The sequence below is a fragment of the Dactylosporangium salmoneum genome, from assembly GCF_039532525.1.
Taxonomy (GTDB): domain Bacteria; phylum Actinomycetota; class Actinomycetes; order Mycobacteriales; family Micromonosporaceae; genus Dactylosporangium; species Dactylosporangium salmoneum.
Map to the genome: position 1 here is coordinate 260,025 of NZ_BAAARV010000004.1, position 26,005 is coordinate 286,029.

26 protein-coding genes are annotated in these 26,005 nt (G+C 72.1%); 10 read left to right on the plus strand and 16 right to left on the minus strand.

Going from position 1 to position 26,005, the window contains the following annotated elements:
* The first annotated feature begins 37 nt into the window (after positions 1-37).
* Both ABD352_RS02140 and ABD352_RS02145 read left to right on the plus strand, forming a co-directional pair.
* Positions 38-439, plus strand: coding sequence for a thioredoxin family protein (locus tag ABD352_RS02140; protein WP_344610453.1), 402 nt, complete (start codon positions 38-40; stop codon positions 437-439).
* Complete coding sequence (locus tag ABD352_RS02145) at positions 436-852, plus strand: DUF4395 domain-containing protein (protein WP_344610454.1); 417 nt, start codon at positions 436-438, stop codon at positions 850-852. Before ABD352_RS02140 ends, ABD352_RS02145 begins: the two co-directional genes overlap by 4 nt.
* On the opposite strand, the gene ABD352_RS02150 is transcribed toward ABD352_RS02145, so the two are convergent.
* Entirely contained in the window at positions 849-1,004 is a 156-nt protein-coding gene (locus ABD352_RS02150) for a sulfurtransferase TusA family protein (RefSeq protein WP_344610565.1), read from the minus strand. The two genes, ABD352_RS02145 and ABD352_RS02150, sit on opposite strands and share 4 nt — an antisense overlap.
* A 47-nt stretch (positions 1,005-1,051) precedes the next feature.
* Positions 1,052-2,134 carry a cysteine desulfurase family protein gene (locus tag ABD352_RS02155; RefSeq protein WP_344610455.1) on the minus strand — a complete coding sequence of 361 codons (1,083 nt, stop codon included), beginning with the start codon at positions 2,132-2,134 and terminating at the stop codon, positions 1,052-1,054.
* A 162-nt stretch (positions 2,135-2,296) separates the two neighbouring features.
* Between ABD352_RS02155 and ctaC the strand changes: the two genes are divergently transcribed.
* Positions 2,297-3,160, plus strand: a complete 864-nt coding sequence (ctaC, locus tag ABD352_RS02160) for an aa3-type cytochrome oxidase subunit II (RefSeq protein WP_425553441.1) — start codon at positions 2,297-2,299, stop codon at positions 3,158-3,160.
* Positions 3,161-3,173: 13 nt separating this feature from the next.
* Positions 3,174-3,617 carry a cytochrome c oxidase subunit 4 gene (locus ABD352_RS02165; RefSeq protein WP_344610456.1) on the plus strand — a complete coding sequence of 148 codons (444 nt, stop codon included), beginning with the start codon at positions 3,174-3,176 and terminating at the stop codon, positions 3,615-3,617.
* A gap of 38 nt (positions 3,618-3,655) precedes the next feature.
* Here ABD352_RS02165 and ABD352_RS02170 read toward each other — a convergent pair whose 3' ends face one another.
* The 6 genes from ABD352_RS02170 to ABD352_RS02195 all read right to left on the minus strand — a co-directional run bounded on the left by ABD352_RS02170 (position 3,656) and on the right by ABD352_RS02195 (position 7,779).
* Complete coding sequence (locus ABD352_RS02170; protein ID WP_344610457.1) at positions 3,656-4,186, minus strand: phospholipase; 531 nt, start codon at positions 4,184-4,186, stop codon at positions 3,656-3,658.
* A gap of 79 nt (positions 4,187-4,265) precedes the next feature.
* Positions 4,266-4,460 carry a hypothetical protein gene (locus tag ABD352_RS02175; RefSeq protein WP_344610458.1) on the minus strand — a complete coding sequence of 65 codons (195 nt, stop codon included), beginning with the start codon at positions 4,458-4,460 and terminating at the stop codon, positions 4,266-4,268.
* A 57-nt stretch (positions 4,461-4,517) separates the two neighbouring features.
* A complete protein-coding gene (locus ABD352_RS02180) occupies positions 4,518-5,282 on the minus strand; it encodes a hypothetical protein (protein WP_344610459.1) in 765 nt (254 codons plus the stop codon).
* 66 nt (positions 5,283-5,348) lie between these two features.
* Positions 5,349-6,398 (minus strand): anthranilate phosphoribosyltransferase, encoded by a 1,050-nt coding sequence (gene trpD, locus ABD352_RS02185; RefSeq protein WP_344610460.1) that lies wholly within the window; start codon positions 6,396-6,398, stop codon positions 5,349-5,351.
* A gap of 26 nt (positions 6,399-6,424) precedes the next feature.
* Positions 6,425-6,820 carry a response regulator gene (locus ABD352_RS02190; protein WP_344610461.1) on the minus strand — a complete coding sequence of 132 codons (396 nt, stop codon included), beginning with the start codon at positions 6,818-6,820 and terminating at the stop codon, positions 6,425-6,427.
* Positions 6,817-7,779 (minus strand): cytochrome c oxidase assembly protein, encoded by a 963-nt coding sequence (locus ABD352_RS02195; protein WP_344610567.1) that lies wholly within the window; start codon positions 7,777-7,779, stop codon positions 6,817-6,819. Before ABD352_RS02195 ends, ABD352_RS02190 begins: the two co-directional genes overlap by 4 nt.
* Positions 7,780-7,883: 104 nt before the next feature.
* On the opposite strand from ABD352_RS02195, the gene ctaE reads away from it, so the two are divergent.
* The 4 genes from ctaE (at position 7,884) to qcrB (ending at position 12,151) form a co-directional block, all read left to right on the plus strand.
* Positions 7,884-8,483 (plus strand): aa3-type cytochrome oxidase subunit III, encoded by a 600-nt coding sequence (gene ctaE, locus ABD352_RS02200; protein ID WP_344610462.1) that lies wholly within the window; start codon positions 7,884-7,886, stop codon positions 8,481-8,483.
* Between the two features lie 85 nt (positions 8,484-8,568).
* Entirely contained in the window at positions 8,569-9,435 is an 867-nt protein-coding gene (gene qcrC / locus ABD352_RS02205) for a cytochrome bc1 complex diheme cytochrome c subunit (protein WP_344610463.1), read from the plus strand.
* Entirely contained in the window at positions 9,432-10,529 is a 1,098-nt protein-coding gene (qcrA, locus tag ABD352_RS02210) for a cytochrome bc1 complex Rieske iron-sulfur subunit (protein WP_344610464.1), read from the plus strand. The genes qcrC and qcrA overlap by 4 nt, the downstream gene beginning before the upstream one ends.
* Complete coding sequence (gene qcrB, locus ABD352_RS02215) at positions 10,526-12,151, plus strand: cytochrome bc1 complex cytochrome b subunit (RefSeq protein WP_344610465.1); 1,626 nt, start codon at positions 10,526-10,528, stop codon at positions 12,149-12,151. Before qcrA ends, qcrB begins: the two co-directional genes overlap by 4 nt.
* A gap of 46 nt (positions 12,152-12,197) precedes the next feature.
* Here qcrB and ABD352_RS02220 read toward each other — a convergent pair whose 3' ends face one another.
* Entirely contained in the window at positions 12,198-13,022 is an 825-nt protein-coding gene (locus tag ABD352_RS02220) for an alpha/beta hydrolase family protein (protein ID WP_344610466.1), read from the minus strand.
* 66 nt (positions 13,023-13,088) lie between these two features.
* Between ABD352_RS02220 and ABD352_RS02225 the strand changes: the two genes are divergently transcribed.
* Positions 13,089-15,017 carry a S9 family peptidase gene (locus ABD352_RS02225; RefSeq protein ID WP_344610467.1) on the plus strand — a complete coding sequence of 643 codons (1,929 nt, stop codon included), beginning with the start codon at positions 13,089-13,091 and terminating at the stop codon, positions 15,015-15,017.
* A gap of 101 nt (positions 15,018-15,118) precedes the next feature.
* Here the strand turns inward: ABD352_RS02225 and ABD352_RS02230 are convergent, their stop codons facing one another.
* The 7 genes from ABD352_RS02230 to ABD352_RS02260 all read right to left on the minus strand — a co-directional run bounded on the left by ABD352_RS02230 (position 15,119) and on the right by ABD352_RS02260 (position 24,401).
* Positions 15,119-16,135, minus strand: a complete 1,017-nt coding sequence (locus ABD352_RS02230; RefSeq protein WP_344610468.1) for an aspartate-semialdehyde dehydrogenase — start codon at positions 16,133-16,135, stop codon at positions 15,119-15,121.
* Between the two features lie 147 nt (positions 16,136-16,282).
* On the minus strand, positions 16,283-16,570 hold the full coding sequence (locus tag ABD352_RS02235) for an Lrp/AsnC family transcriptional regulator (RefSeq protein WP_344610469.1): 288 nt from the start codon (positions 16,568-16,570) through the stop codon (positions 16,283-16,285).
* A gap of 39 nt (positions 16,571-16,609) precedes the next feature.
* Complete coding sequence (locus ABD352_RS02240; RefSeq protein WP_344610470.1) at positions 16,610-17,428, minus strand: nucleotidyltransferase family protein; 819 nt, start codon at positions 17,426-17,428, stop codon at positions 16,610-16,612.
* A complete protein-coding gene (locus ABD352_RS02245; protein ID WP_344610471.1) occupies positions 17,425-17,943 on the minus strand; it encodes an NUDIX hydrolase in 519 nt (172 codons plus the stop codon). The genes ABD352_RS02240 and ABD352_RS02245 overlap by 4 nt, the downstream gene beginning before the upstream one ends.
* Before the next feature lie 18 nt (positions 17,944-17,961).
* Positions 17,962-19,752 carry a RelA/SpoT family protein gene (locus tag ABD352_RS02250; RefSeq protein ID WP_344610568.1) on the minus strand — a complete coding sequence of 597 codons (1,791 nt, stop codon included), beginning with the start codon at positions 19,750-19,752 and terminating at the stop codon, positions 17,962-17,964.
* A 1,975-nt stretch (positions 19,753-21,727) separates the two neighbouring features.
* Positions 21,728-23,461: a DEDD exonuclease domain-containing protein gene (locus ABD352_RS02255; RefSeq protein WP_344610472.1), complete on the minus strand. Its 1,734-nt coding sequence runs from the start codon at positions 23,459-23,461 to the stop codon at positions 21,728-21,730.
* A 46-nt stretch (positions 23,462-23,507) separates the two neighbouring features.
* Positions 23,508-24,401, minus strand: coding sequence for a GAF domain-containing sensor histidine kinase (locus ABD352_RS02260; RefSeq protein ID WP_344610473.1), 894 nt, complete (start codon positions 24,399-24,401; stop codon positions 23,508-23,510).
* A 204-nt stretch (positions 24,402-24,605) separates the two neighbouring features.
* On the opposite strand from ABD352_RS02260, the gene ABD352_RS02265 reads away from it, so the two are divergent.
* Complete coding sequence (locus ABD352_RS02265; RefSeq protein WP_344610474.1) at positions 24,606-25,982, plus strand: NYN domain-containing protein; 1,377 nt, start codon at positions 24,606-24,608, stop codon at positions 25,980-25,982.
* Positions 25,983-26,005 lie beyond the last annotated feature (23 nt).

Here is a 26,005-nt window from a genome sequence, read left to right on the forward strand (position 1 = left end):
CTATCGACTTGATAGGGATCGGAGTATCGTGGCCGCCGTGACGTACCTGGTCCTGGCGGTCCTCGCCGTGGCGACCGTCGCCGGCCTGCTCTACCGAGCCCGCTACGGTCGCCTCCGCACGTCGGCCGGCGACCTTCCTCCCGGTCTGCTGCCCCCGGGCGCCTCCGACGGCGTCGTCCTGCTGCACTTCACCTCGGCGACCTGCGCCCCGTGCCGCCAGGTGAAGGCCGTCTGCGCCGATCTTGTCCAGACCCTTCCAGGTGTACGGCACGTCGAGGTCGACGCCGACGCGCACCTCGACGCCGTGAAGTCCCTCGACATCTGGCGCCTGCCCACGCTGCTGATCGTCGACCGCGGCGGCAACATCGCCCGCCGCAGCGTCGGCGTCCCCGACAGGTCCGAGCTGCGCCGCACGGTCACGGAGGTCATGGCGGCATGAACACGACAGGACTCGACCCCCGCGGTCCCCGGTTCGCCGCAGTGCTCACCACGATCGTCTTCGTGGTCGTCCTGCTCACCGGCAGCGGCTGGCTCGCCCTCGCCCAGGCTGTGATCTTCGCCATCGGCGCCTACGACCCGCGCCGCACGCCGTACGGCCTCATCTACCGCCATCTCGTGGCGCCCCGCCTCGCGCCGCCGGCCGAGCGCGAGGACCCGGCCCCGGTCCGCTTCGCCCAGACCGTCGGCCTGGTCTTCACGGTCGTCACCGTGGCCGGCTACCTGTCGGGCGCCACGGTCCTCGGCATCGTCTTCGCGGCGTTCGCCCTGGTCGCGGCGTTCCTCAACGGCTTCTTCGGGCTGTGCCTGGGCTGCGAGGCGTACCTGCTCATCCGCCGTCTCCGGGCGGCCTAGAGACGCACGGTGTGGCGGTCGCCCTCGGTCGCCACGAACGTGTGACCCTTCATCCGGCACCAGGCCGGGATGTCCAGGGCCGCCGCCGGGTCGTCGGCCAGCACCGCGATCTCGGTCCCCGGCGCCTGCCCGGCGGCCGTCCTGGCCAGCATGATCACCGGCAGGGGACACCGCTTGCCGAGCGCATCGATGACAAGGGTCACAGGCCGGCCTCCGCCCGCGCCTCGGCGACCAGCCCCGGCAGCACGCCGAGGAACGTGCGGACGTCCTCGGCGGATACTCCACTGTGGAGCGAGACCCGCACGTTGCCGTGGGTGAGCACGCCCATCGCGGCGAGCACGTGCGAGGGCCGCAGGGTGTCCGAGGTGCAGGCCGAGCCCGACGAGACGGCGAAGCCGGCCCGGTCGAGGGCCTGCAGCAGCACCTCGCCGTCGACGTAGAGGCACGAGAAGGTGACGATGTGCGGCAGCCGCTCGTCCGGCTCGCCGACCACCTCCACGTCGGGCACGCTCCGCGCGACCGCGTGGCGGATCTCGGCGACGAGGGCGGCCTGCCGTACCGACTCCTTCTGGGCCTCCTCGGCCGCGGCCCGCAGCGACGCCGCGGCCGCGACCACCGCGGGCACGTCCGTCGCCCCGTCGTCCCAGGGGGACTCCCACCGGGTGCCCTTGCGGACCGCGAGCACCCCCACCCCGGCCGGCCCGCCCCACTTGCGGGCGCTGCCGGCCAGCAGCGACCAGCCCCCGGGCAGTGGCACCCGGCCGATGGACTGGGCGGCGTCGACCAGCAGCGGCACCCCCGCGGCGGCGCACAGCTCGGCCGCCGCGGCCACCGGCTGCACCGTCCCCACCTCATGATTCGCGCTCTGGACGGCGGCGAGGGCCACTTCCGGGGAATTGATCGCCAGTTCCAGCGCGGGCAGGTCCACCACCCCGGTGCGCGACACCGGCACGCTCACCGCGGCGTCCCCGGCGGCCTTGATCACCGACGAGTGCTCGACCGCTGTGTGCACCACCACGCGCCGGTCGCGGGAGCGCCGCACGCCCTCCACGGCCCGCCGGACCGCGTCCGACCCGCCGGAGGTGAAGTGCAGCTCGTCGGGGCGCACGCCCAGCACCGCGGCGGCGGTCTCCCGGGCCGCGTCCAGCAGCCGGCGGGCCCGGCGGGACGGGGTGTAGAGCCGGCCGGGGTCGGCCCAGCCGTCCTCGATGGCGGCCAGAAATGCTTGCCTGGCAACGGGATGCGGGGGCACGGCGGTGGCCGAGTCCAAGTAGACGCCCACCCGGGCAACGCTATCGCGACCCGGACACGGCTACCCCAAGCCGGGCGGACCGCACATGGTCGAGTACGCTCGCCAGCGTTGGAGAGGCTTGCCGTGCGAAGCTACCTAAAGATCGCTTTCACGGCGCTGCTAAGGAGGCAGGAGCAGGTGGTCTCAAGAGGTTTGAGCCCCGCGCGAGCCATTGGGCTCGCCGTCTCGGCCGTCGGGGTGACGACCCTGCTCGCCGGATGCTCCGTCGAGGACACGTTCCACGGCTTCGGCTGGCCGAAGGGCATCACCGAGCAGGGTGACCGGATGTTCGACCTGTGGATCGGGTCGGTCGTCGCGGCGCTCGCCGTCGGTGTCTTCGTGTGGGGTCTGATCTTCTGGTGCGTGGTGCGCTACCGGAAGCGGGGCGACGCGCTGCCGCCGCAGACGCGGTACAACATGCCGTTCGAAATTCTCTACACGGTGGCGCCGTTCGTGGTCATCGCCGTGTTGTTCTTCTACACCGCGGTCATCCAGACCGACGTCGACCGGCTGTCCAAGAACCCGGACGTCAACGTCGAGGTCATCGCCTCCAAGTGGAACTGGCAGTTCGTCTACACGAACACCAAGGGCCCGGACGGCAAGGACATCACCACGGTCGGCTCGGACGACTACATCCCGGTGCTGGTGCTGCCGGCGGGCAAGACGGTGCAGTTCAAGGAGACCTCGCGGGACGTCATCCACTCGTTCTGGGTGCCGGACATCCTGTTCAAGCGGGACGTCATCCCTGGCGTGGAGAACCGGTTCGAGATCAAGCTCAAGGACAACGCCCAGGGCGCCTACGTGGGCCGGTGCGCCGAGCTGTGCGGCACGTACCACTCGATGATGAACTTCGAGCTGCGGGTCGTGAACCCGGACCAGTACACGCAGTACCTGTCCCTGCGCACCGCGGGCAAGAGCACCCCCGAGGCGCTCGCGTCGCTCGGCTTCCCGAACCAGGGCTACGCCACGACGACCCACCCGTTCGACACCGACCGCACCAAGCGGTCCTCGAGCTGACAGGGGCACGGACATGAAGGCTGAGAACCGTCTCTTCTTCGTGCTGGCGCTGTTCATCTTCGCCATGGCCGGGCTCTACGGCTGGTGGACCAGCGCGGCGTCGCCCGAGCAGACCGGGCACCGCGGCGTCGAGTGGATCGGCGTGGTCGCGCTGATCCTGTCCGGCCTGCTGCTGACCATGATCGGCGGCGCGCTGGCGCTGATCTCCCGGCGCATCGAGCCGCGCCCGGAGGACCGCCCCGACGCGGAGATCGCGGAGGGCGCAGGCGACCTGGGCTTCTTCAGCCCGGGCAGCTACTGGCCCTTCGGCCTGGCCCTCTCGGCCATGATCGCGAGCCTCGGCCTGGCGTTCGACCAGTGGTGGCTCGTGGCCGTCGGCCTGATCTCGGTGCTGGTCGCCACCTGCGGCCTGATGTTCGAGTACTACACCGGCACCCGCCGCGGCGCCGAGCACTGAGTTTCGCCTAGGAAAAGGGGGCCCTCGGGCCCCCTTTTTCATGCCCGCGAACGGGCCTCGGCGGCCTGTCCCTTGGCCAGCAGGTCGGCGGCGCGGTCCAGGGCGGCGTCGCTCAACGCGACGCTGCCGAAGGCCTTCACGGCCTGGTAGTACGTCCACGCGAGGCTGGTGCAGGCCGGGCGCACGAAGACGTTGTACGCCGCGCACTTGGCCTTCAGGTCGTAGTAGAACGAGTCGTCGATGCGGCCCTTGTTGGCCGGGAACGTCCCGATGGCCTTGAAGTTGCGGTAGCCGAAGTCGTGCCGGGCGCACGGCAGCCGGAAGTCGAAGCCGAGCGGCTGGTCGGGGCTGTCCGAGCAGTAGTCGGTGGACCAGTCGAAGCCGTAGGAGGCCCAGTCCGACTGGTGCTGGCGGGCCGAGAGCCAGGCGTTGGCGCTGGCCGCGGTGGGCTGCGACCAGGAGGTGAGCACCGCCGGCTTGTCGGCGGGCACGGCGGCGTGGGCGTCGGTGGCGACGCCGATCGCGATGAGCAGCGCGGTGACGGGAATGACGAGGCGCCGGAGCTTCATGGCCCGGATTGTTGCCTGTCGATGTCGCCCGCGGCGGAACTCTGCGCCGAGCGGTACTTGCCGGTAGCTGAACGGAGGTTCAGGCGGCGCGCCGGCTCGGCCGGCGCAGCAGCACCCGCGGGCGCCGGTCCATGAGCAGGATCACGGGGGCGACCGCGACGGCCGTGCCGCAGCCCGTGCAGGCCAGGTCCGGGCGGTTCGCCGCCGGGTGGGCGGGGCGCGGCGGGCGTTCGAAGGTCCGCACCCGGCCGCAGGTGTCGCAGTGCAGCTGCATGCCGCCACCGTGCCATCGCCGCGGCGCCGTGGGCCGGACCCTCGCCCGCGTGTCGGATTACTTTTTGGACGCTTTCGCGGTCGACGGCGTCGGGGAGGGGCCGACCGCCCGCGGCGGCTGGAAGGCCTCCTCGCTGACGCTGGGGGTGGTGTACTGCAGCACCAGCTCGGTCGTCTTGCCCGCGTCGGAGGTGCCCTGGAAGTAGGCGAGCAGCCCGGCCGGGTTCACGCACGCCGTCTCGGTGCGGATCCCGGTGGCGGTGACCGACACGCACTGCGCGTCGCCGCGCTTGGAGGCCCCGGCCCGCGCCCCCTGACCCTGCGCGATCGTGGCCAGGCGCCCCAGGGCCGCCTCGGGGGCCAGGAATTCGCCCCCGAACGCCTCGCTGATGGCCTTGGCCTCGGTGGGGGACATCGTGTCCGCCCCCGGGCCCTCCTGGCACATCACGGGCACCGTGGTGGGCTTCTTGCCCTTGGTGGGGGAGGGGGCCGGGCCGATCTGGCACAGGAACGTGCCGTCGGGCGTCGAGATGTACGTCATGGACCCGCTGCGGTACGCCCGCCGCGGCGCCGACTGCGACACCGTCACGACCGCGCCAGAGGGCGTGCCGTACTGCATCGTCGCGTCCGAGTCGAGCCCGAGCACCAGCCGGGAGGCGAGCGAGTCGACCATCTCCAGGGCCTGGTTGGCCGACTCGGCCTGCTGCTTGGCGGGCGCGCTGCAGGCGCGGAACATCATGCCGGCGAAGCCGAGCGTCAGGGCGCCGGCCACGACGGCGGAGAGCAGCGCCTTCTTGGGGTTGTTGCGCGGCAGTTCGGCCATGCCCCAACCAACGCGCGGCCCGGCTTGTCGGTTATGCGCGGCTCGATGACTCGGCGCCGCGACGCGTCATTCGGCGGGCTTGAAGGCCGCCCAGCGCTTGACCAGGGCCGTCGCCGCGCCCGAGTCCACCGCCGCGGCCGCGCGCTCGATGCCGGCCTTGAGCTGGTCCTGGAGGTTCTGCGGGTCGATGCCGCCCCGGGCGGTGAGCGCGGCGGCCGCGTTGAGCAGCACCGCGTCGCGCACCGGGCCGGGCTCGCCGGCGAACATCCGCCGGGCCACGTCGGCGTTGTGGGCCGAGTCACCGCCGCGCAGGTCGCCCGGGGCCGAGCGGGGCAGGCCCAGGTCGACGCTGTCGAGCACGGTCTCGGTGACCGTGCCGCCGCTGACCACCCAGACCCTCGTCGGGGCGGCGGTGGTGAACTCGTCGAGGCCGTCCTCGCCGCGGACCAGCAGCACGGAGTACCCCCGGCCGGCCATGACCCCGGCCATCACCGGCGCCATCCGCAGGTCGAAACAGCCGATGGTGGCCGCCGTGGGCCGGCCCGGGTTGGTCAGCGGGCCGAGGAAGTTGAACACCGTCGGCACGCCCATCTCGCGGCGCGGCACGCCGGCGTGGCGCATGCCGGGGTGGAACCGCGCGGCGAAGCAGAAGCCGATGCCGACCTCCGCGACGCAGCGGGCCACCTCCTCGGCACCCAGGTCGATCGTGACCCCGAGCGCCTCGAGCAGGTCGGCCGCGCCGGTGGAGGAGGACGCGGCCCGGTTGCCGTGCTTGACCACCGGCACCCCGGCGGCCGCCGTGACCACCGCCGCCATGGTGGAGATGTTCACGGTGTTGGCCCGGTCCCCGCCGGTGCCGACGATGTCGACGGCCGCGTTGCGCAGCTCGTCGGAGATCGGCACCGGGGTCGCCTGGGCCAGCATCGTCTCCGCGCACCCGGCGACCTCGGCCGCCGTCTCGCCCTTGGCGCGCAGCGCGATCACGAAGGCGGCCGTCTGCACGGGCGTGGCCGACCCGGTGAAGATCTCACCCATCGCCCACTTGGTGTCCTCGGTGGACAGGTCGTCCCCGCGGAGCAGGGCGGTGAGCAGCGTCGGCCAGGTGCGGTCGCCCATGGCGGCCTCCAGGGGTGGGGGGTGTCCTACCGGCGGATAGCGGGGTATGCGCGGAGCAGGGCGGAGACGGTCTCCCCGGTGGTGACGGGGTCGAGCGGGTACATGATCGTGCCCTCGACCTTCGCGTAGGAGGCGAGCCAGCGGTCCGCGGCGCGGGCGATGGCCAGCACGACCGGGGGCGCGTCGGTGATCTCGTCCTTGAGCTGCCGGGCGATGCCCAGCCCGCCGCCCGGGGTGGCCTCGCCGTCGAGGACCAGCAGGTCGACGTCGGTGTCGTCGACGAGCTTGACGACCTCGGCGTACGTCGAGGCGTCGACGAACTTCACCTTCAGGTCGGCCGCGGGGCGGGTGCCGATGGCCAGCCGCATGCGGTCGCGGACCTCCGGGTCGTCGCTGTACAGCAGGACAATGTGCTCGCTCATGTGCGCGCTGCTCCTCGTGTGGCGTCTGCCCCGGGGATCGTACCGTCCGGGGTGATGGCGATTCCTGTGCGGGCCGACCACTCGGCCTCCTCCTGCCGCGCGCGCTCCTCGCGGTCCAGCTGGCGGTCGATCCGCTTGGCCTCCCGGTCGGACTGACGCATCCACTGCACGACCAGCACCGCGAGCATCGTCACCGACACGAACTCGCCACCGGCCCACAGAATGCCGCCCGCCGTGACCTGGTCCGCGACCGGGTCGGCCCAGCTCAGGTGCAGCGACGGGTACCAGTCCCCGCCCAGCAGCGTCTTGCTCTGCATGATGGTGAGCCCGAGCACGGTGTGGAACGGCGTGGACAGGAACATCAGCAGGGCGCGGGCCGGGTACGGCCACCGCCCCGGCAGCGGGTCCAGGCCGATCAGCGGCCAGAAGAACAGGCAGCCCACGGCGATGAAGTGCGCGTGGGTCAGCTCGTGGACCCACTCGTGGCGCATGGTGAGGCCGTAGAGGTCCGTGAAATAGAGCACGAACGGCGTGACCACGAAGAAGCCGAAGGCCACCAGGGGGAACGCCAGGATCCTGGCCGCCCGCGAGTGCACGACCGCCAGCAGCACCCGGCGCCCGCCGGCCGGCAGCGTGCGCAGCGCCAGCGTCACCGGCGCGCCCAGGGCCAGGAAGATCGGCGCGATCATCGACAGGATCATGTGCTGGACCATGTGGATCGACAGCAGTGCGGTGTCGTACTCCTCGACCCCGCTCATCGTCACCGCGGCGATCGAGCCCAGGCCCGGGAACAGGAACAACAGCGTGCGCGCGACCGGCCAGCGGTCGCCCCGGCGGTGCAGCTTCACCACACCGGCGAGGTAGAGCCCCGCGGCGGCCACCATCGCCAGCGTCAGCCACGAGACGTGGAAGGAGCCGAGGAGCGACGAGGCCGACGGAGGACCGGGTTCACCTGCGATGACGAGTGCGTGGAACACGCCCCCAGACTATGCCGTCGCCCGGATAGTCCCTGTCTGGTGGACCCCGAGGAAACCTGGTGATGATCGGAGGCAATAATGACGCTGTGACTGCGGCCCCAGCGATTGCCAAGAGCCAGATCCACTCACTGACCAGGCCCAACATGGTCAGTGTCGGGACGATCGTGTGGCTCTCCAGCGAACTGATGTTCTTCGCGGCGCTGTTCGCGATGTACTTCTCCATCCGCGCGGCTGCGCCGGAGCTGTGGGAGAAGCACACCGAGGCGCTGAAGATCCCCTACGCGTTGACATTCACGATCATCCTCGTGCTGTCGTCCATCACCTGCCAGATCGGCGTGTTCCGCGCCGAGCGCGGTGACGTCCACGGCCTGCGGCGCTGGTTCGCGCTGACGTTCATCATGGGTCTGGTCTTCGTGCTCGGCCAGGTGAACGAGTACCGCAACCTCGTGCACGAGGGCATCAAGATCAACGGCGACGGATACGGCTCGATGTTCTACCTGACCACCGGGTTCCACGGCCTGCACGTCACGGGCGGCCTCATCGCCTTCATCATCTATCTCATCCGCACGACGATGGGCCGCTTCACCCCGGCCCAGGCGACCGCGGCGATCGTCGTGTCCTATTACTGGCACTTCGTCGACGTCGTGTGGATCGCGCTGTTCGCGATGATCTACTTCTTGCAGTAGCCGTCGGGCCGCGTCACGCTCCTCGACCCCTTCTGCTGACCACAACCACCGAGACGACATAGGTGATGACGACAAAGGTGAGGCCATGACTTCTGACCAGAGCAAGCGACCGCTTGCCCGGCTGGTCCCGGGGAGCAGGCGCGCGGCGCGGAGCAAGCTTCGCCGGCGGCTGGAGGCGGCCGTGCGGCTGATCGCCGCGCTCACGATTGTCGGCGGCCTATACAGCGCATACGCCCCCGGCGTCGGCCGCGCCGAGGACACTCCGGCCCTGTCGCAGCAGGCGCAGCACGGCAAGGAGCTCTACCAGACCTCCTGCATCACCTGCCACGGCGGCAACGCCCAGGGCGTGCAGGACCGCGGCCCCAGCCTCATCGGCGTCGGGTCGGCCGCGGTCGAGTTCCAGGTCAACACCGGCCGCATGCCGCTGGCCCGCCAGGAGGCCCAGGCCGAGCGCAAGGCGCCGGCGCTGAGCCCGCAGGACGCCGCCGACATCGGCGCCTACATCCAGGAGCTGGGCGGCGGCCCGCAGCTGCCGAGCGCGAGCAGCCTCGACGCTGACGTGAAGAAGGCGCAGTCCGACCCCAAGACCCTCGCCCGCGGCGGCGAGCTCTACCGGGTCAACTGCTCCTCCTGCCACGCCTTCTCCTCCGGCGGCGGCGCGCTGTCCTCGGGCAAGTTTGCCCCGACGCTGGAGCATTCGACCAACCGCGATATCTACGGCGCGATGCTGACCGGGCCGCAGAACATGCCGGTGTTCGGCAACAACCAGCTGAGCCCCGACGACAAGGCCGCGGTCATCGCGTACATCCAGAACCTCAACAAGAACTCGCAGACAGACCCCGGTGGCTGGAACATCGGCCGCTACGGCCCGGTCCCCGAGGGAATCGTCATCTTCCTCATCGGTATCGCGGCGCTCGTGTTCGCCACGCTGTGGATTGCAGGGAAGTCATGACCACCCACACCGACGCGGCCGTCGAGCCGTTCGACGTCAGCGACCCGAGCCTGACCCGGTTCGACCTCGTCAAGGAGGGCGCGCGCCGGGACGGTGTCGAGATCGTGCACTACGCGCCGCGCTTCCCGGTGCCGGGGACGAAGGCGGAGAAGCGCATCGAGCGCGTCCTCGCGTTCCTGTTCCTGCTCACCGGGCTCATGGGGACCGCGTTCGTGGTCGCCTACATCGCGTGGCCCTGGCGCTACGGGCACGGCGACGAGACGTACCAGAAGCTGTACCCCTACTACAACCCGGTGCTCGGCGCGACGCTCGGCCTCGCGCTGCTGACCCTGGGCCTGGGCATCATCACCTGGTCGAAGAAGCTCCTCCCCGAGGAGGTCTCGATCCAGGAGCGCCACGACGGCGCGTCGGACCGCACCGAGCAGCTGCTCACCGCGGCCACCATCGTCAACATGGGCGACGAGCTCGGCCTCAAGCGCCGCCGCTTCGTCGGCCTGGCGTTCGCGGCCGGCGCGGCCCCGCTCGGCGCGGTTGCCGGCGCGCTGCTGGTCGGCTCGATGATCAAGGCGCCGACCCAGAACGGGAAGAACGTGTTCTTCACGACGGGCTGGGACCCGGCCAACAACGGCGGCAAGCCGGTCCGCCTCACCCACGAGGACGGCACCCCGATCCGCCCGGCCGACGTCAGCGTCGGCGGCCAGATCACCGTCTTCCCCGGCATCCCGGGCGGCGCGACGAACAAGTACGCCGACTCGCCCACCCTGCTCATGCACCTCCGCGAGGGGGACGCGCAGGACACGTTGAAGAACGCCAAGCCGGTCAACAAGGGCTCGCAGTGGCAGAACTTCGTGGCCTACTCGAAGATCTGCACCCACGCGGGCTGCCCGGCGAGCCTGTACGAGCAGCAGACCAACCGCCTGCTGTGCCCGTGCCACCAGTCGCAGTTCCAGATCACCGACAACGCGCGGCCGGTCTTCGGCCCCGCCAGCCGGGCGCTTCCGCAGCTGCCGATCACGGTGGACGATGAGGGATACTTCGTAGCGGTGTCCGACTACAAGGTCGCCATCGGACCGGCCTTCTGGGAGCGGCCATGAAACGGCGTAAGTTTGACGTCCGGGCCCTCCCGGCCAAGTCCGCCGAGGCGCTCGACGAGCGCTTCCAGGCGGCGACCCCGCTGCGGCGGCTGCTGAACAAGGTCTTCCCCGACCACTGGTCGTTCCTGCTCGGCGAGATCGCGCTCTACTCGTTCATCGTGCTGCTGCTCAGCGGCATCTTCCTGGCGCTGTTCTTCGACCCGTCGATGGCCGAGGTGACGTACAGCGGCAGCTACGCGCCGCTGCAGGGCGTCGAGATGTCGCAGGCGTACAACACGGCGCTGCACCTGTCGTTCGACGTGCGCGGCGGCCTGTTCATGCGCCAGATGCACCACTGGTCGGCGCTGCTGTTCATGGCCGCGATCGTCGTGCACATGTTCCGGGTGTTCTTCACCGGCGCGTTCCGCAAGCCGCGCGAGGCCAACTGGATCGTCGGCGTGCTGCTGTTCTGGATGGGCTTCCTGGAGGGCTTCGCCGGCTACTCCCTGCCCGACGACGCGCTGTCCGGCACCGGTCTGCGCATCGCCAGCGCCATCATGCTGTCGATCCCGATCGTCGGCACCTGGGTGACCACCTCGCTCTTCGGCGGCGAATTCCCGGGCGACGTGATCCTGGACCGGCTCTACATCGCGCACGTGCTGCTCATCCCGGGCGCGCTGCTCGCGCTCATCAGCGTCCACATGGGCCTGCTGGTGAAGCAGAAGCACACCCAGTGGCCCGGCCCCGGCCGCACGAACGAGAACGTGGTCGGCGTGCGGATGTTCCCCGGCTTCGCGGCCAAGGCCGGCGGCTTCTTCATGATCGTGTTCGCGATGATCGCCGCGCTGGCCGGTCTGATCCAGATCAACCCGATCTGGCTGTTCGGCCCCTACAAGGCCGCGGTCGTCTCGGCGGCGAGCCAGCCCGACTGGTACGTCATGTTCCTCGACGGCTCGACCCGTCTCTTCCCGGCCTGGGAGATCCGGTTCGACCTGTTCGGCTGGGGTGACGGCTACACGATCCCGCCGATCTTCTGGCCCACGGTGGTGCTGCCCGGCATCCTGACCATGCTCCCGCTGTTCTATCCGTTCATCGAGGCGCGGTTCAGCAAGGACAAGGCCGTGCACAACCTGCTCGAGCGCCCGCGGGACAACCCGCTGCGCACCGCGCTGGGTGCCATGGCGATCTCGTTCTACGTCGTGCTGCTGATCTCCGGCGGCAACGACGTGCTGGCCGACAAGTTCCACATCAGCCTCAACGCGATGACCTGGGCGGGCCGCATCGGCATCCTCGTGCTCCCGCCGCTGGCCTACTACGTGGCCTACCGCCTCGCCCTGGGCCTGCAGCAGCACGACCGCGAGGTGCTGGCCCACGGCGTCGAGACCGGCATCATCCGGCGCCTGCCGGACGGCCGGTTCATCGAGGTCCACCAGCCGCTGCCCAGCGCCGCGGTCAGCCACGCCGAGGGCGAGGAGCACCACGGCCTGGAGTACGCGGGCTGGGTCGTGCCGAAGAAGATGAACCGCATCGGCGCGCTCGCCCCCACGGTGAAGGGCTTCTTCTTCCCGATCGAGAAGGCCGCGCCCCCGGCGCCGCGCCAGCTCGGCGGCGAGGAGCGCGAGGAGATCACCTCGGGCCACTGAGCCTGGTTCTCGTGAGTCGGCCCCCGGCAATTGCCGGGGGCCGTTCTCATTGGAGGTCCCAGGCGGCTATGCGGGCCGCCAGCCCGGCCCCGTGCTTCGCCCAGCGGAAGTGGTCGATCGGCGGACCGGGCTCGTAGGGCTCGCGGGTCACCGGGGCCGCGACGAGCTTCTCCAGCAGCTGCGAGACCGTGCCGGGCGGCGTGTACCGGTCGCCGGCCATGTCCACCGCCAGCACCGGCGTGGTGACCCTGGCCAGCCCGGCCTCCATGTCCACGCCCAGCAGCGCCGGATAGCGCCCGGTGCGGGCCGTGTGCGCCCAGTCCCGGATCACGCCGCGGGCCTGCCGCCCGCCGAAACCCCAGCCCGGCCACACCCGCAGCAGCGCCCCGGCGGCGGCGAGGGTCTGGGTCTGCGCCAGCACCTTGAACCGCTCGCCGGCCGGGTACCGCCGCCAGTACGGCACCCCGACCGCCAGCAGCGCGAGCCCGTCCACCTCGGAGCCCGGCTGCGCCGCGAGGTGCAGCGCGCACGCCTGCCCGCCGAGCGAGTGTCCGATGAGGAGCGTGCGCCGCCCGGCCCGACGCGGCTTGAGGTGCTCCAGCACCGCGTCCACGTCGGCGGTGAGCTCACCGAGCCCGTACCGCGACGTCCGGGAAGGCGCCGGCGTGCTCGCCCCGGTGCCGCGCAGGTCGGCCACGACCACCGCGAGCCCCTGCGAGGCCAGCTCCGAGGCGAACGCCCGGTAGTAGCGGGCCGGCACCCCCATCGCCGGCCAGAGCACGGCCAGCGTCGGTGCGCCGTCGTCCGCCGGGTACACGTGCAGGGCTATCCGGTCGGTCCCACGGTCCACCGTCTCCAGCGTCGGCTCCATGGTCGTAGGGTAGGGGTAGGAGGTTACCCGCGGGTAAGAAGAGTGACCCCCATTACTGTGCAGGTCGTGAAACCCGACGATCTACCGCATATGCGCACACCCGGCGCGCCCACCCTGAGCCCCGACGGGACCACCGCCGTCGTCGCCGTCGCCCGCCCCGACCTCGCTGCCGACGCCTACACCTCGCAGCTGTGGCTGGTCCCGACCGACGGCTCGCGCCCCGCGTCGCAGTTCACCACCGGCTGGCACGACAGCGAGCCGCGCTGGTCGCCCGACGGGCGCTGGCTCGCCTTCCTGCGCCGGGCCGCCAAGAGCGCCAAGCCCCAGCTGTGGGTCCTGCCGGCCGCGGGCGGGGAGGGCCGCCAGTTGACCGACGAGCCGCTGGGCGTGGGCCCGGCCGACTGGTCGCCGGACTCCACCAGCCTGGCGTTCTCCGCCCGCGTACCGCAAGGGCCCCGCTACGGCACCGCCACCACCGACGACGGCGACCCCGTCGGCCCCGACGCCGAGCCCCCGCGCCGCATCACGGAGCTGTTCAACCGCCTCGACGGCGTCGGCTTCCTGCGCGACCGCCCGTCCCACCTCTTCGTCGCCGACCTGGACGGCGGCGTCACCCGCATCACGACGGGCGGCCACGACCACGACGACCCGCGCTGGAGCCCGGACGGCGAGTGGCTGACCTTCGTCTCCGCCCGCCATCCCGGCTGGTCGGCCGACTGGGCCGCCGACGTCTGCGTGATCCGTCCGGACGGCACCGCCCTGCGCCCCCTGACCGGCGCCGCCTTCGTCCCGAGCCGCCCGCGCTTCACCCCGGACGGCGGCGCGATCGTCTTCGCGGGCGCCCCGGCCGGCGAGCATCGCGTCGACCCGGTGCTGCGCAACGAGTCGCTGTGGTCGGTCCCGGTCGCCGGCGGCGAGCCCCGCCCGCTGCTGGACCCGGCCGCGTACCACCTTGCCGCGCCGGGCGGCGACCTGGACGTGACCCCTTCGGGCGTCCTGTTCGCCGCCGAGCACCGCGGCGAGGTCCACCTGCTGCACGTCCCCTTCGACGGCGGCGCGCACCGCGTCGTGGTCTCGGGCCGCCGGCAGGTCGCGGGCTTCGCGTGGTCCGCCGGCACCTTGGCCGCCACCATCGCCACCCCGTCGGACTGGGGCGAGCTCTACGCCCTACCCCTGCCAGCCTCCGCCCCGGCCTCCGCTCCCGGCGCATCCCGGCTGACCACCTTCAGCGACGGCATCCAGGCGCTCGAACAGACTGAACTCACCGCCACCGCCCCCGACGGCTACCCCGTCCACGGCTGGGTCGTCCGCCCCGCCACCCCCGGCCCCCACCCCGTGCTGCTGATGATCCACGGTGGACCCTTCACCCAGTACGGCTGGCGCCTCTTCGACGAGCCCCAGGTCTACGCCGGCGCGGGCTACGCGGTCGTCTACGGCAACCCGCGCGGCTCCTCCGGCTACGGCGAGGCCCACGGCCGCGCCATCCGCGGCAACGTCGGCGAGGTCAGCGCCGCCGACCTGCTGGCCCTGCTCGACGCCGCGCTCGAGTCCCCCGATCTCGACACCGGCCGGGTCGGCGTGCTCGGCGGGTCCCACGGCGGCTTCATGACCACCTGGCTGGCCGCCCACCACGGCGAGCGCTTCCGGGCCGCGGTGTCGGAGCGGGCGGTCAACGCCATCGACAGCTTCGCCGGGACGTCGGACATCGGGTGGTTCTTCGCCGACTCGCTGTACGTCGACGAGTTCGCGCGGCAGAGCCCGCTCACCTACGCCGACCGGATCGCCACCCCCATGCTGATCATCCACTCCGAGCAGGACTGGCGGTGCCCGGTCGAGCAGGCGTACCGGCTGTTCGTGGCCCTCAAGCGCCGCGGCGCGCCGGTCGAGCTGCTGCTTTTCCCGGGTGAGGGGCACGAGCTGTCGCGCACCGGCCGGCCGTCGCATCGCGTCCAGCGCTTCGACGCGATCGTCGACTGGTTCGATCGGCACATGTAGCTCGTCGGTGCCGCTCCGTCTTAGTAAACCTAAGTCTAGGTCTCCCCAAAAAATCGGGGCCGCCGAAGATCGCGGAGCTAAGACGGAGCGTCACAAGCGAACTACGCGGCGAGCAGCTCCGCGATCTGCACGGCGTTGAGGGCGGCACCCTTGCGCAGGTTGTCGTTGGAGACGAACAGCGCCAGGCCGTGCTCGACGGTCTCGTCGACGCGGATCCGGCCCACGTAGGACGGGTCGGCGCCCGCGGCCTGCAGCGGCGTCGGGATGTCGCTGAGCACCACGCCCGGCGCGTCCGACAGCAGCTCCGTGGCCCGCGCGACCGACAGCGGCCGGGCGAAGCGGAGGTTCAGCTGCAGCGAGTGGCCGGTGAAGACGGGGACCCGCACGCAGGTGCCGGAGACCTTGAGGCCGGGGATCTCGAGGATCTTGCGGCTCTCGTTGCGCAGCTTCTGCTCCTCGTCGGTCTCGAAGGAGCCGTCGTCGACGATCGAGCCGGCCAGCGGGAGCACGTTGAACGCGATCGGGCCGGCGAACTTCTTCGCCTCCGGGAACTCGACCGCCGAGCCGTCGAAGGCGAGGGCCGCGGCGCCGTCGGCCACCTTGCGGACCTGCTCGTCGAGTTCGGCCACGCCGGCCACGCCCGCGCCCGACACGGCCTGGTACGTGGCGGCGACCATCGAAACGAGTGAGGCCTCGTCGTGCAGCGGGCGCACGACCGGCATGGCGGCCATCGTGGTGCAGTTCGGGTTGGCGATGATGCCCTTCGGCCGGTTGGCCGCGGCGTGCGGGTTGACCTCGGCGACGACCAGCGGCACGTCGGGGTCCATCCGCCAGGCCGAGGAGTTGTCGATGACGACGGCGCCGGCGGCGGCCACCTGCGGGGCGAGTTCCTTCGACGTGCCCTTGCCGGCCGAGAAGAGCACGATGTCCAGCCCGGCGTAGTCCGCGGTCGCCGCGTCCTCCACCGTGACCTGCGTGTCCTGCCAGTCGATGGGCCGCCCGGCGGAGCGGGCGGACGCGAACAGTCGCAACTCGTCTACTGGGAACTGGCGCTCGGCCAGGATGTGGCGCATGACGCTGCCGACCTGCCCGGTGGCCCCTACGATGCCGATCCTCATGGCGGCGAGGGTACCGGGTCGCGGGCCCGCACTCGATGCGATTTGGCGCACTACCGACGCCCTAACCAGGGCAAACGGGGGCTTCTTGCGGCCCGCCCGAGCGCTGGCGGCACGCCTTCTTGCGCAGGACGCGGAAAAACGTGGGAATTAGTCCGCGTCGGGCAGGCCGATCGCGAACGCCTCCTCGAGGTCGTGCCTGGAGTACGCCCGGAACGCGATGTGCGTGTCGGTGTCCACCACGCCCGGCACCTTCGAGATGCCGTTCGCGATGACCTGGGCGATGTCGTCGAACTGGCGCACCCGCACCATGGCGATCAGGTCGGTGTTGCCGGCGACGGAGTACACCTCGCTCACGCCGTCGAGGTTGGCGATGTTCTCGGCCACCTCGGGGATCGAGTCGGTGGCGCAGTCGATGAGGACGATCGCGGTGATCACCTGCGGTGCTCCCTCCATCCGGTGGTGGACATGGTCATGTTAGTGCGCGAGCACGGTCAGCCCCCGGCCGACCCGGATCGCGTCGGTGAGCTTCTCGTCCGCCGCCACCTCGCCGCCCGGCCACACCACCCCGCGGGTCACGTCCCCGGCCACGACGGCCCGCGCCCCGATCACGGCCCGGTCGAGCGCGCCGGTGACGAGGGCGTCCTCGCCGATCAGATTTCCCGGGTGTACGGCGTGCAGGTTCGCCGCCAGATAGTCCGCCGGAGTGCCAGTGTCCAGATAGGTACCCGGATACTCGACCACCCGCAGTCGGCCCTGGCGTTCGGCCGGGCGCCAGGCCAGACGTACCAGATCGGACGGCTCCGGCTCCAGAGTGGCCACCAGGTCCCACGGCAGCAGCGAGAACCCGGCGAAGCGGTGCCCGCCGAACTCGTTCGGCGGGCCGGGCACCCCGAGGATCCGAGCCTCGCGCCCGTCCCAGTCCTCCAGCAGGGCGGCGATGTCCGCCCCGGGCGGCAGCGCGTCGGACGCCAGGTAGGCGTCGGCGTTGCCCACGAGCACGCCCCGGCCGCCGATCCAGTCCCGCAGCAGCCCGATCCCGCCCGCGGTGCCGAGCGGGTCGCCGGGCTCGACGGAGAGGTGGGCCCGGTCGCCGACGTGCTCGGCGACCATGTGCCCGAGGTAGCAGGCGTTGACGGCGACCGGCAGGCCGAGGGCCTCCATCCGGGCCAGCGCGCGGTCCAGCAGCGGCACGTTGCCGACCGGGCACAGCGCCTTGGGCAGGTGCTCGGTGAGCGGGCGCAGGCGGCGCCCCTCGCCGGCCGCCAGAACGACCGCGCAGACGTCCCCGCTCATGCCTCGCGCACCTCGGGGTAGTCCTTGTACGGCCCGATCGCGTAGTGGGCGAGCAGCTGCGACGTCGACACCGTGAGCGGCGGCAGGTTGTCCAGCCGGTGCCAGGCCGCCTCGATCACCTCGGCCGAGTCGACGACGAGCTCGACGCCCGGCTCGACCTCGGTCTCGAACACCATGTCGACCCACTGCCCGCGGGTGTGCACGATCGCGTTGGGGTTCGCCGCGCGCATCCGCTCCGGCGGCAGCTTGATGCCGGTCTCCTCGGCGAGCTCCCGCGCGGCGCACTGCACCGGGGTCTCGCCGCGGTCCATCAGCCCGGCCGGCAGCGACCACCCGGCCCCCGGGGGCTGGCGCAGCAGCAGGATGCGGGTCAGTTGGGGGTCGCGGACGACGGCCACGGCGCCGATCGTGTACGTGGGCTGGAACGTGCGCACGATCCGGCGGCGCCAGCGGCCGGGCAGCCGGTAGAACGTGCGGTACGTCAGCGCGCGCACGCGACCTCGGAAGGGGGTCATCCGGCTAAGGCTAGTGAGCTATCGCGGCGAGTGGTCGACCAGGGCGATCAGCTCGGCCACGACGTCGTCGGCGCTGCGCGCGTGGTCGGCCACGGCGACGAACAGCGTCTCCAGGTCCGGGTAGCCCAGCCGCGGCGCCAGCCGCACCAGCGGCAGGTCGCTGGCCAGGCCGCGGCCCTGCTGGCGCAGCGCGAGCCCGATCGCCAGCCGCCCCAGCCGGACCTTGTTGGCCACGGTGATCGACGGCGCCTCGTGCGCCTCGAACCACCGGCTGATGTGCAGCCGCGCGTGCGGCGTCCGCACGAAGTCCAGCCACTCCGGCGACGGCCCGCGCGCCGGTGCGTCCGCGTCGAAGTCGAACTCGTCGCGCTGCCCGGCCCGCGTGATGATCTCGACGGTGTCCCCGTCGGCCAGCGGCGACGACACCGCGATCAGCCGCCCGTTGACCCGCGCCCCGATACATCGGTTCCCGACGTCCGCGCCGAGGATGTACGCCAGGTCGACCGGCGTCGCGTCGGCCGGCAGCAGCACCGGCCGCCCGCCCCCGGCCGTCAGCACCAGGATCTGGTCCTCGGCGAGGTCGCAGCGCAGCGAGGCGATGAACTGCGACGGGTCCGACGCCGCGGCCTCCCAGTCGAGCAGCCGCCGCAGCCAGTTCAGCTGCTCGGCCTTGCTCGCCGGCCCGAACCGCGCGGCGGTGGTCGGGTAGCGGAAGTTCGCCACGATGCCGTACTCCGCCGCCTGGTGCATCTCGACGGTGCGGATCAGCACCTCGAGCGAGCGCCCCTCCGGCCCGAGCACGGTGGTGTGCAGCGACCGGTAGTTGTTGTTCTTCGGCGTCGCGATGAAGTCCTTGAACCGGCCCGGCACCGGCCGCCACTTGCCGTGCACCGCGCCGAGCGCGGCGTAACAGTCCGTCTCCGGCCCGTCGACGACGATGACCACCCGCGGCAGGTCGTGTGGCTCCGCGTAGTTGCCGTCGACCGTGTCCTTCCAGATGGAGTACAGGTGCCGCGGCCGGGGCGCCACGGTCGCGTCGAGGCCGAACTTCTTCAGGTCGCTGTTGACCGCCGAGGTGACCTTCTCCAGGTACCCCTCCCAGCCGACCCGCTGGTTCACGTAGTCGGCCACCACCGCGTACCCGCTGGGGGACACGGCCCGCAGCACCCAGTCCTCGAGCTCCCGCTTCAGCGCCTGGATGCCGAGCCGCTCGCACAGCGGGATCAGTACCTCGCGGGTGGCGGTGGCGATGCGTACCCGGCTCTTCACCGACCGCGCGTCGATCGTGCGCATGTTGTGCAGCCGGTCGGCGAGCTTGATGACGAGCACCCGCACGTCCCGCCCGGCCGCCACGATCATCTTGCGAATCGTCTCGGCCTCGGCGTCCGCGCCGTAGAACATCTTGTCGAACTTCGTGACGCCGTCGACGAGCAGCGCCACCTCGCCGCCGAAGTCCCGCTCCAGCGCGCCGAGCGTGTAGTCGGTGTCCTCCACGGTGTCGTGCAGCAGCGCCGCCACGAGCGTGGTGGTGTCCATCCCGAGGTCGGCCAGGATCTCGGTGACCTCGAGCGGGTGCGTGATGAACGGCTCCCCGCTCTTGCGCATCTGCCCACGGTGCATCTGCTCCGCCGTGCCGTACGCCCTGCGCAGCAACGCGATGTCGGCCGACGGGTGGATCTGCCGGTGCACCCGCAGAATCGGCGCCATGGGGTCGTCGCTGGTCTGCCACGGCAGCATGGCCCGCAGCCGCGAACCGATGATCGCGGAGTACGTGGCCGTCGGATCGCCGGGCACCGCCGCCCCGATCAGCGCCGAATAACTCGGCGGTGGCGGTACCTCGGGCGAGTCGTCGGTGGGCGGCGCGGTGAGCTTCTGCCGGGGCGCCGCATATCGATCGTCGAGCTGGGCGTCCCGCCCCTTGCCCCGCGAACCCGCCGTCGGCTTCCGGGCGCCGTCGCCCTCGGGGCGCTTCGCTTCCGGCATCGGGTCTTCGCGGCGGGGCTGGTCCGTCCCGGAGGCCTGCGATGTGCCGTCACCGTGCGTGTTGCGCGGCTTGTCGGCCCGAACTCGGTTCTCGATGGCCCGGTCGTTGGCGGGCCAGTCCGCCGGCCCGCGCTGCTGCGCCGCCTCGGGCTGGCCGTCCTCGCCGCTCGGGCCCGGCCGGTCGCGCCACTCGGTCCGCTCCGGCCGGCTCGGCTGCTCCCGCCGGGCGTCGCGGTCGTTGTGGGCGTCGCGGGCGGTGCGGGTCGCGCGGTCGTTCGGCGCGTGGTCCGTGTGGGCGGCGCGGTCGTTCGCGGCGTGGTCCGCCTGGGCGGGGCGGTCGTTGTGGGGGTCGCGGGTCGCGCGGTCGCTCGGCGCGTGGTCCGCATCGGGGGCGCGGTCGTTCGCGGGGTGGTCCGTGTGGGCGGAGCGGCCGTTCGGCGCGTGCTCGTTGGGCGAGCGGTCTTGCGGGGCGCGGTCCTGCCGCGTGCGATCGCCGGGGGCGGGGTCTTGCCGTGTGGGATCGCCGGGGGCGGGGTCTTGCCGTGTGTGGTCGCCGGGGGCGTGGTCTTGCGGGGCGCGATCGGCGGGGGCGCGGTCGTTCAGGGCGCGGTCGTGCTGGTGGCCGCGGTCGCCGGCCCCGGTGGGCATTCGTTCCGGCCGGCGGCCGTGCTCGTCGGCGGCGCCCCCGGAAGGCTGCCGGTCGGCGGCCAACCGGTCGCCCGAACCCGGTGGCGCGGCCCGGCGCCGGGCGGGCGCCTCGGGCACATTGATCGCGGCGGTCGGGAGACCCTTGGGGCCGAGGAACATCTCACCGGCGTGGAGCCGCTCACCCCCGTTCCCCGCGGCGGCGTTGCTGCCCGGTGGTTTGACGCTCCCGGGCGGGTTGGTCGCGAACCCCCCACCGCCGAGCGCCTCGACCCGTATCGTCATCGGCCCGAGGGCCGGCGCGTCCCCGTCGAGGGCGCCCAGCGCCTCGTCCCGGAGCCGTCGGGCATCGTCGCTGGTCGCGGCGGTCAAGAATCCGGTCGCCGGGCCGACACGGAAATTCGGAAACTCCGTGGGGTTGCCGTCCGACGCCGCTGGGTCCACCATGTACTCGCTGTGCGTCGCGGTCCGATCCGAATACGGGTCGGAAACCGGCTCGACGCCTGCACCAACGCCACTCACACCCGCACCAACGCCACTCGCGCCACCACCGATACCACCGCTGCCCGACAGCCCGCCGCCCGGGTGGACAGCTGGACGAGCGAGCCCCAAGCCGGAATGCGGGCCGTGGCCGACCAGGCCACCGCCGAACGACCCACCAGTCAGCGAACCGCCCGAACTCACGACGCCGGGACCACCGCCGCCCAGGAAGCCATCGGGTGCTGCACCACCATCGAACGAGCCGCCGTCGACCGAGTCCTCGCCAGGGCCGGGCAGGCCGGGGGAATGGACGGCGAATGACAGACCCGAACCCGCAGTGAGCGCGTGACCACCGGGCGGCGCGCCGGGCGCGTGAGCCGCAGGGGAGGGCGCATGACCAACGGGAGCCGATTGGCCGGGGCCCGCGCCGGGTGACTGGCCGCTGGAGGTCGGGCCGAGGTCGTCGGGGCCGGATATCTCGGCCGCATGAGGAGGCTCGGCGGCCGGGCCTGGCGGGGAGAGGGCCGCGCTGAAGTGCGCGCCGGACTGCAGACCGGGCTCCATGCGGCACCTCCTCACCGACGGGCCGGGGGGGCCTGGGTTTGGGTAGGTTCCAGCCTAGTTTCCTCTTGGGCATCCGATCGGTCATTTGAGTATGTGCGATCGTCCGATGTGCCTACCCATCCAGATCGGCCTGAACCGTGGCCGCGGCCTCCGCGCGGGCCAGGAACGGCCGCCACCGCCCCGCCCCGTCGGCCGGCGATGACCAGCCCACATCCGTCTTGACCAGCCTGGTTTCGGGTCGCTCGAGCCACGCGAGGATCCGTTCGGTCTCCTCCGGCGAGGCCCGCGGCGCCGGGCCCGGACCGGGCAACACCGTCTCCGCTGTGGCCAAAACCACATCAAGCGTCGGCTGTGGATGCACCCTCGGGGGTGAAACGCCCGCCGCGGCGAGTCGCCCGTGCCGCACGACCGCGATTTCCCAGCCCCCGGCCGCGGACGGGCGCGCCGCGACCAGCTCGGGCAGGCTGCTCAGCGAGGCCAGCCGCTGCATCCGGATCGCGGTACGCAAAAACACGATGAGCCGGCCACGGAGGGTCGCCGCGTCCTCGAAGCGCTCCGCCGCCGAGAGCGTCTCGATCCGCGCCATGAGTCCCCGCACGATCGGGCTCGGGTCGCCGGTCGTCGCGGCGCGGAACGGGGCGGCCGCCCAGGCCTCGTAGTCGTCGGCCGAAATCCGGTGCTCGCAGGGCGCGGGGCAGCGGCCCAGCTCGGCGAGGGCGCAGGCCGGCGTGGGCGTGCGCGGGGACAGCTTGTGGGTGCACTGGCGGATGGGCAGCGCGTCGTACACCCCGGCGGCGGCCAGCTCGGCGCCCCGCCGCGAGCCGAACGGCCCGAGATAGGCGCCGCCGTCGGCGTGCAGGTCGCGCACGACCGACAGCCGTGGGTAGGCCTCGGTGGTGAGCTTGAGCCACATGACGCGCTCGGGGAACTTCGAGCGGCGGTTGTACGGCGGCTTGTGCGCGGCGATCAGCCGCAGCTCGCGCACCTCGGCCTCCAGCGAGTGCGCGCAGGGGATCGCCTCGACCCGCTCGGCGGCGTTGAGCATCTCGTCGATGCGCGCCCGCTTCTCGGCCGCCGTGAAATAGCTGCGCACGCGGGTGGCGATCGAGGAACTCGTCCCGATGTACAACGGCCGGTCCTTGTGCCCCCGGAACACGTAGACCCCGGGCTTGTCGGGCAGCCCGTCGGCGAGGTGCCGTTTGCGCCGCTGGGCCGGGCTGACCGCCTTCACGAACTCGATGACGTCGCCGACGGTGTGCACCTTGAGACTGCCGAGCCGGGCGAAGAGCCCGTGCAGCACGTCCACGGTGGCGCGGGCGTCGTCCAGGGCCCGGTGGATCGGCTGGGTCGTCGCCCGGAAGTGCCGGGCCAGCGTGGAGAGCTTGTTGTTGGGCACCTCGTCGGCGATGAGCGCCCGCCGCGCGATCGCGGCGGTGTCGAGCACGATCGGCTTGGGCCACGGGTAGCCGTGCTTGGCGCAGGCGGCCTTCAGGAACCCCGTGTCGTAGGGCGCGTTGTGCGCGACCCACACGGTGCCCTTGGCGAACTCGAGGAAGCTCGGCAGCACCGTGTCCAGCTTCGGGGCCTCCAGCAGCATCATCTCCGTGATGCCGGTGAGCACCGTGATGAAGGCGGGCAGCCGCTCCTCGGGGTTGACCAGCGTGCCGAACTCGCCCAGGATCTGCCCGCCGCGGACCTTGACCGCGCCGATCTCCGTGATGCCGCCGCCGTCGGGCGCATTGCCGGTCGTCTCCAGGTCCACCACGACGAACGTGGTGGAGAAGAGCGTTGCCGCGCGGGGATCGTCGAAGAGGGTGTCGAGCGTTTCCTGGTGGTATTCGGCCACGGCCGCACACTACGGCCAGGGTGTGACAAAAACGCGTCCGCGCAGCTCAGTGCGGCGGGAAGCGCACCTCGAAGCGCACGTCCGGCGAGCCGAAGCTGGCCGAGGTGTCCATGATGGTGGCGCCGTGGGCCCGCAGGATGCCGGCGACGGCGCGCGGCACGGGCTCGTCGGCCTCCCGCAGGCCGGCCAGGTCGGTGTGCCACTCGGGCCGGATGCTGCCCCCGGCGTGCCTGATCTCGACCGCCGGCACCGGCTCGCCCAGCACCCGCACCGCGATCCGCCCGCCGGCCGGGGCGACCTTGAGCGCGCTGAAGATCACGTAGTCGAGCGCGCGGGACAGCTTGCCCGGGTCGGCGTGGATCATGGTCGCGTCGGTGAGGCCCAGGGTGATCGCGATGTTGCGGGCGTCGGCGATGCCGCGCAGCTCGCGGATGCGGGCCTCGGTCAGGTACGCCAGGTCCACCGGGCGCGGCTGCGCTCGCGGCTCCAGCTCGTCGGTGACCACCAGTCGTCGCAGCTCCAGCAGCTCCGTGACCTGCTTGGCCAGCGCCCGCAGTGCGCGCATCTGGTCGAGGTCGAGCCGGTGCGGGGAGTGGTCGACCACGCACAGGGTGCCCAGCGCGGCGCCGCCCTGGGTCAGCAGCGGCGCGCCGGCGTAGAAGCGGATGCCGTCGTCGCCGCGGACGAAGGGGTTGTCGGCGAAGCGCACGTCGGCGGTGGCGTCGGGCACCACCATCAGGTCCCGGCCCATGATCGCGTGGGCGCAGAAGGCCACCTCGCGTGGCGTCTCGGGCAGGTCGACGTCGCCGACCTTCGCCTTGAACCACTGCCGCTCGGCGTCGACCAGGGTGACCAGCGAGATCGGCGCGCCGCAGATCTCGCTGGCGATCCGGACGATGTCGTCGAAGTCGGTCTCCGGGGGCGTATCCAGGACGGCCATCGCATGTAAAGCAGAAAGCCGCTCCGCCTCGTTCTGTGGTACCGGTGCCGCCATCCCGACCTCCCGTGAACCTGATCGCGCGAACCCCTGCCGTACACCTAATCGGGTGAAATAAGGATATGTCAGCTTTTAGCCGTTCGAGGTAAGGCGGCGGTCCTGGACACCATCCCGGGCGAATGTGGTCGAGAATGCGACACTGGAGTGATGTCTGCGTACGACGTTCCCGATGACCTCGACCCCGAGGCCGCGGTGACCGCTGCGCAGGCCGCCGATGACCAGGAGCCAGCGCTGCCCGAACCGGTCCGCCAACGGGTGATCGCCCTTGCCGCGGGGGTCATGGGTGGCGTACCGCTGGACGAGCTCCCCATGCCGCTGCGCCGGGTGGCCAAGTTCGCCCCCAACCGCCGCGCGCGCCTGGGCGGGCCGGTCATCGCCATGCACCTGTCCGGCGACCCCCTGCTGCGCCAGCGCCTGGCCACGCGGGTCGTCAACGACGCCGGCGACCTGGGCGCGGCCATCCTGGAGGGCCTCGCGCCGGCGGCGGCCGACCCGGTCGAGGTGGCCGCCCTGGCGTACCTCGCCCGCCCCGACGGCTGGCGCGGGCTCGTCACCGACGCGACCGACGCCGTGCGGGCCGACGCCGAGGGCGCCGTCGCCTCCGAGCGCGTGCGCGACGTCGAGCAGCGCCTGGCCCGGGCCGAGCACGACCGCGCGGTGGCCAAGGTCGAGGCCGACAAGCTGCGCGACGAGCTGGCCCGGCTGCGCGACGAGGCGGCCGGCCTGCGCGACGAGGTGCGCTCGCTGAGCAAGGCGCTGCGGGAGTCGCAGGCCAAGGAGCGCAAGGCCACCGACATGCTCTCGGCCGAGAAGGGCCGGGCGGTGCGGGCCGCCGCCGACCACGACGCCGAGCTGCGCCGCCTGCGGGCCCGCCTGGCCGAGGCCGAGACCGCGGCCGGCGCGCAGCGGCAGAGCGCCAAGGACGCGCGGGCGGTCGACGACGCGCGGCTGTGGCTGCTGCTGGAGACGATCGGTCAGGCCGCCGTCGGCCTGCGCCGCGAGCTGGCCCTCGACCCGACCGACAAGCTCCCGGCGGACTTCGTCGCCGACACCGCCGCCGACCGGCCCGAGAGCGCCTCCGGGGCCGCGTCCGCGCGCGCCCTCGACGCCGACGACCCCGCCCGCCTCGACCAGCTGCTGAGCCTGCCCAAGGCGCACATGATCGTCGACGGCTACAACGTCACGAAGCGGGGGTACGCCGAGATCTCGCTCGAGCAGCAGCGCAACCGCCTGATCGCGGGCGTCGGCGGGCTGGTGGCGCAGACCCGCGCCGAGGTCACCGTGGTGTTCGACGGCGCCGAGCGGGTGCACGGCCTGCCACCGGCGCCGCGCGGCGTGCGCGTGCTGTTCTCCAAGAAGGGCGAGACCGCCGACGAGCTCATCCGCCGCCTGGTGCGGGCCGAGCCGGCCGGCCGGCCGATCGTGGTGATCTCCTCCGACAAGGAGGTCGTCGACGGGGTGCGCCGGCACGGGGCGTACCCGCTGGCGTCCGACACGCTCCTGCGCCGCCTCGCACGGTCCTGAGCTGCGGTTTCTCATTTTTGTCG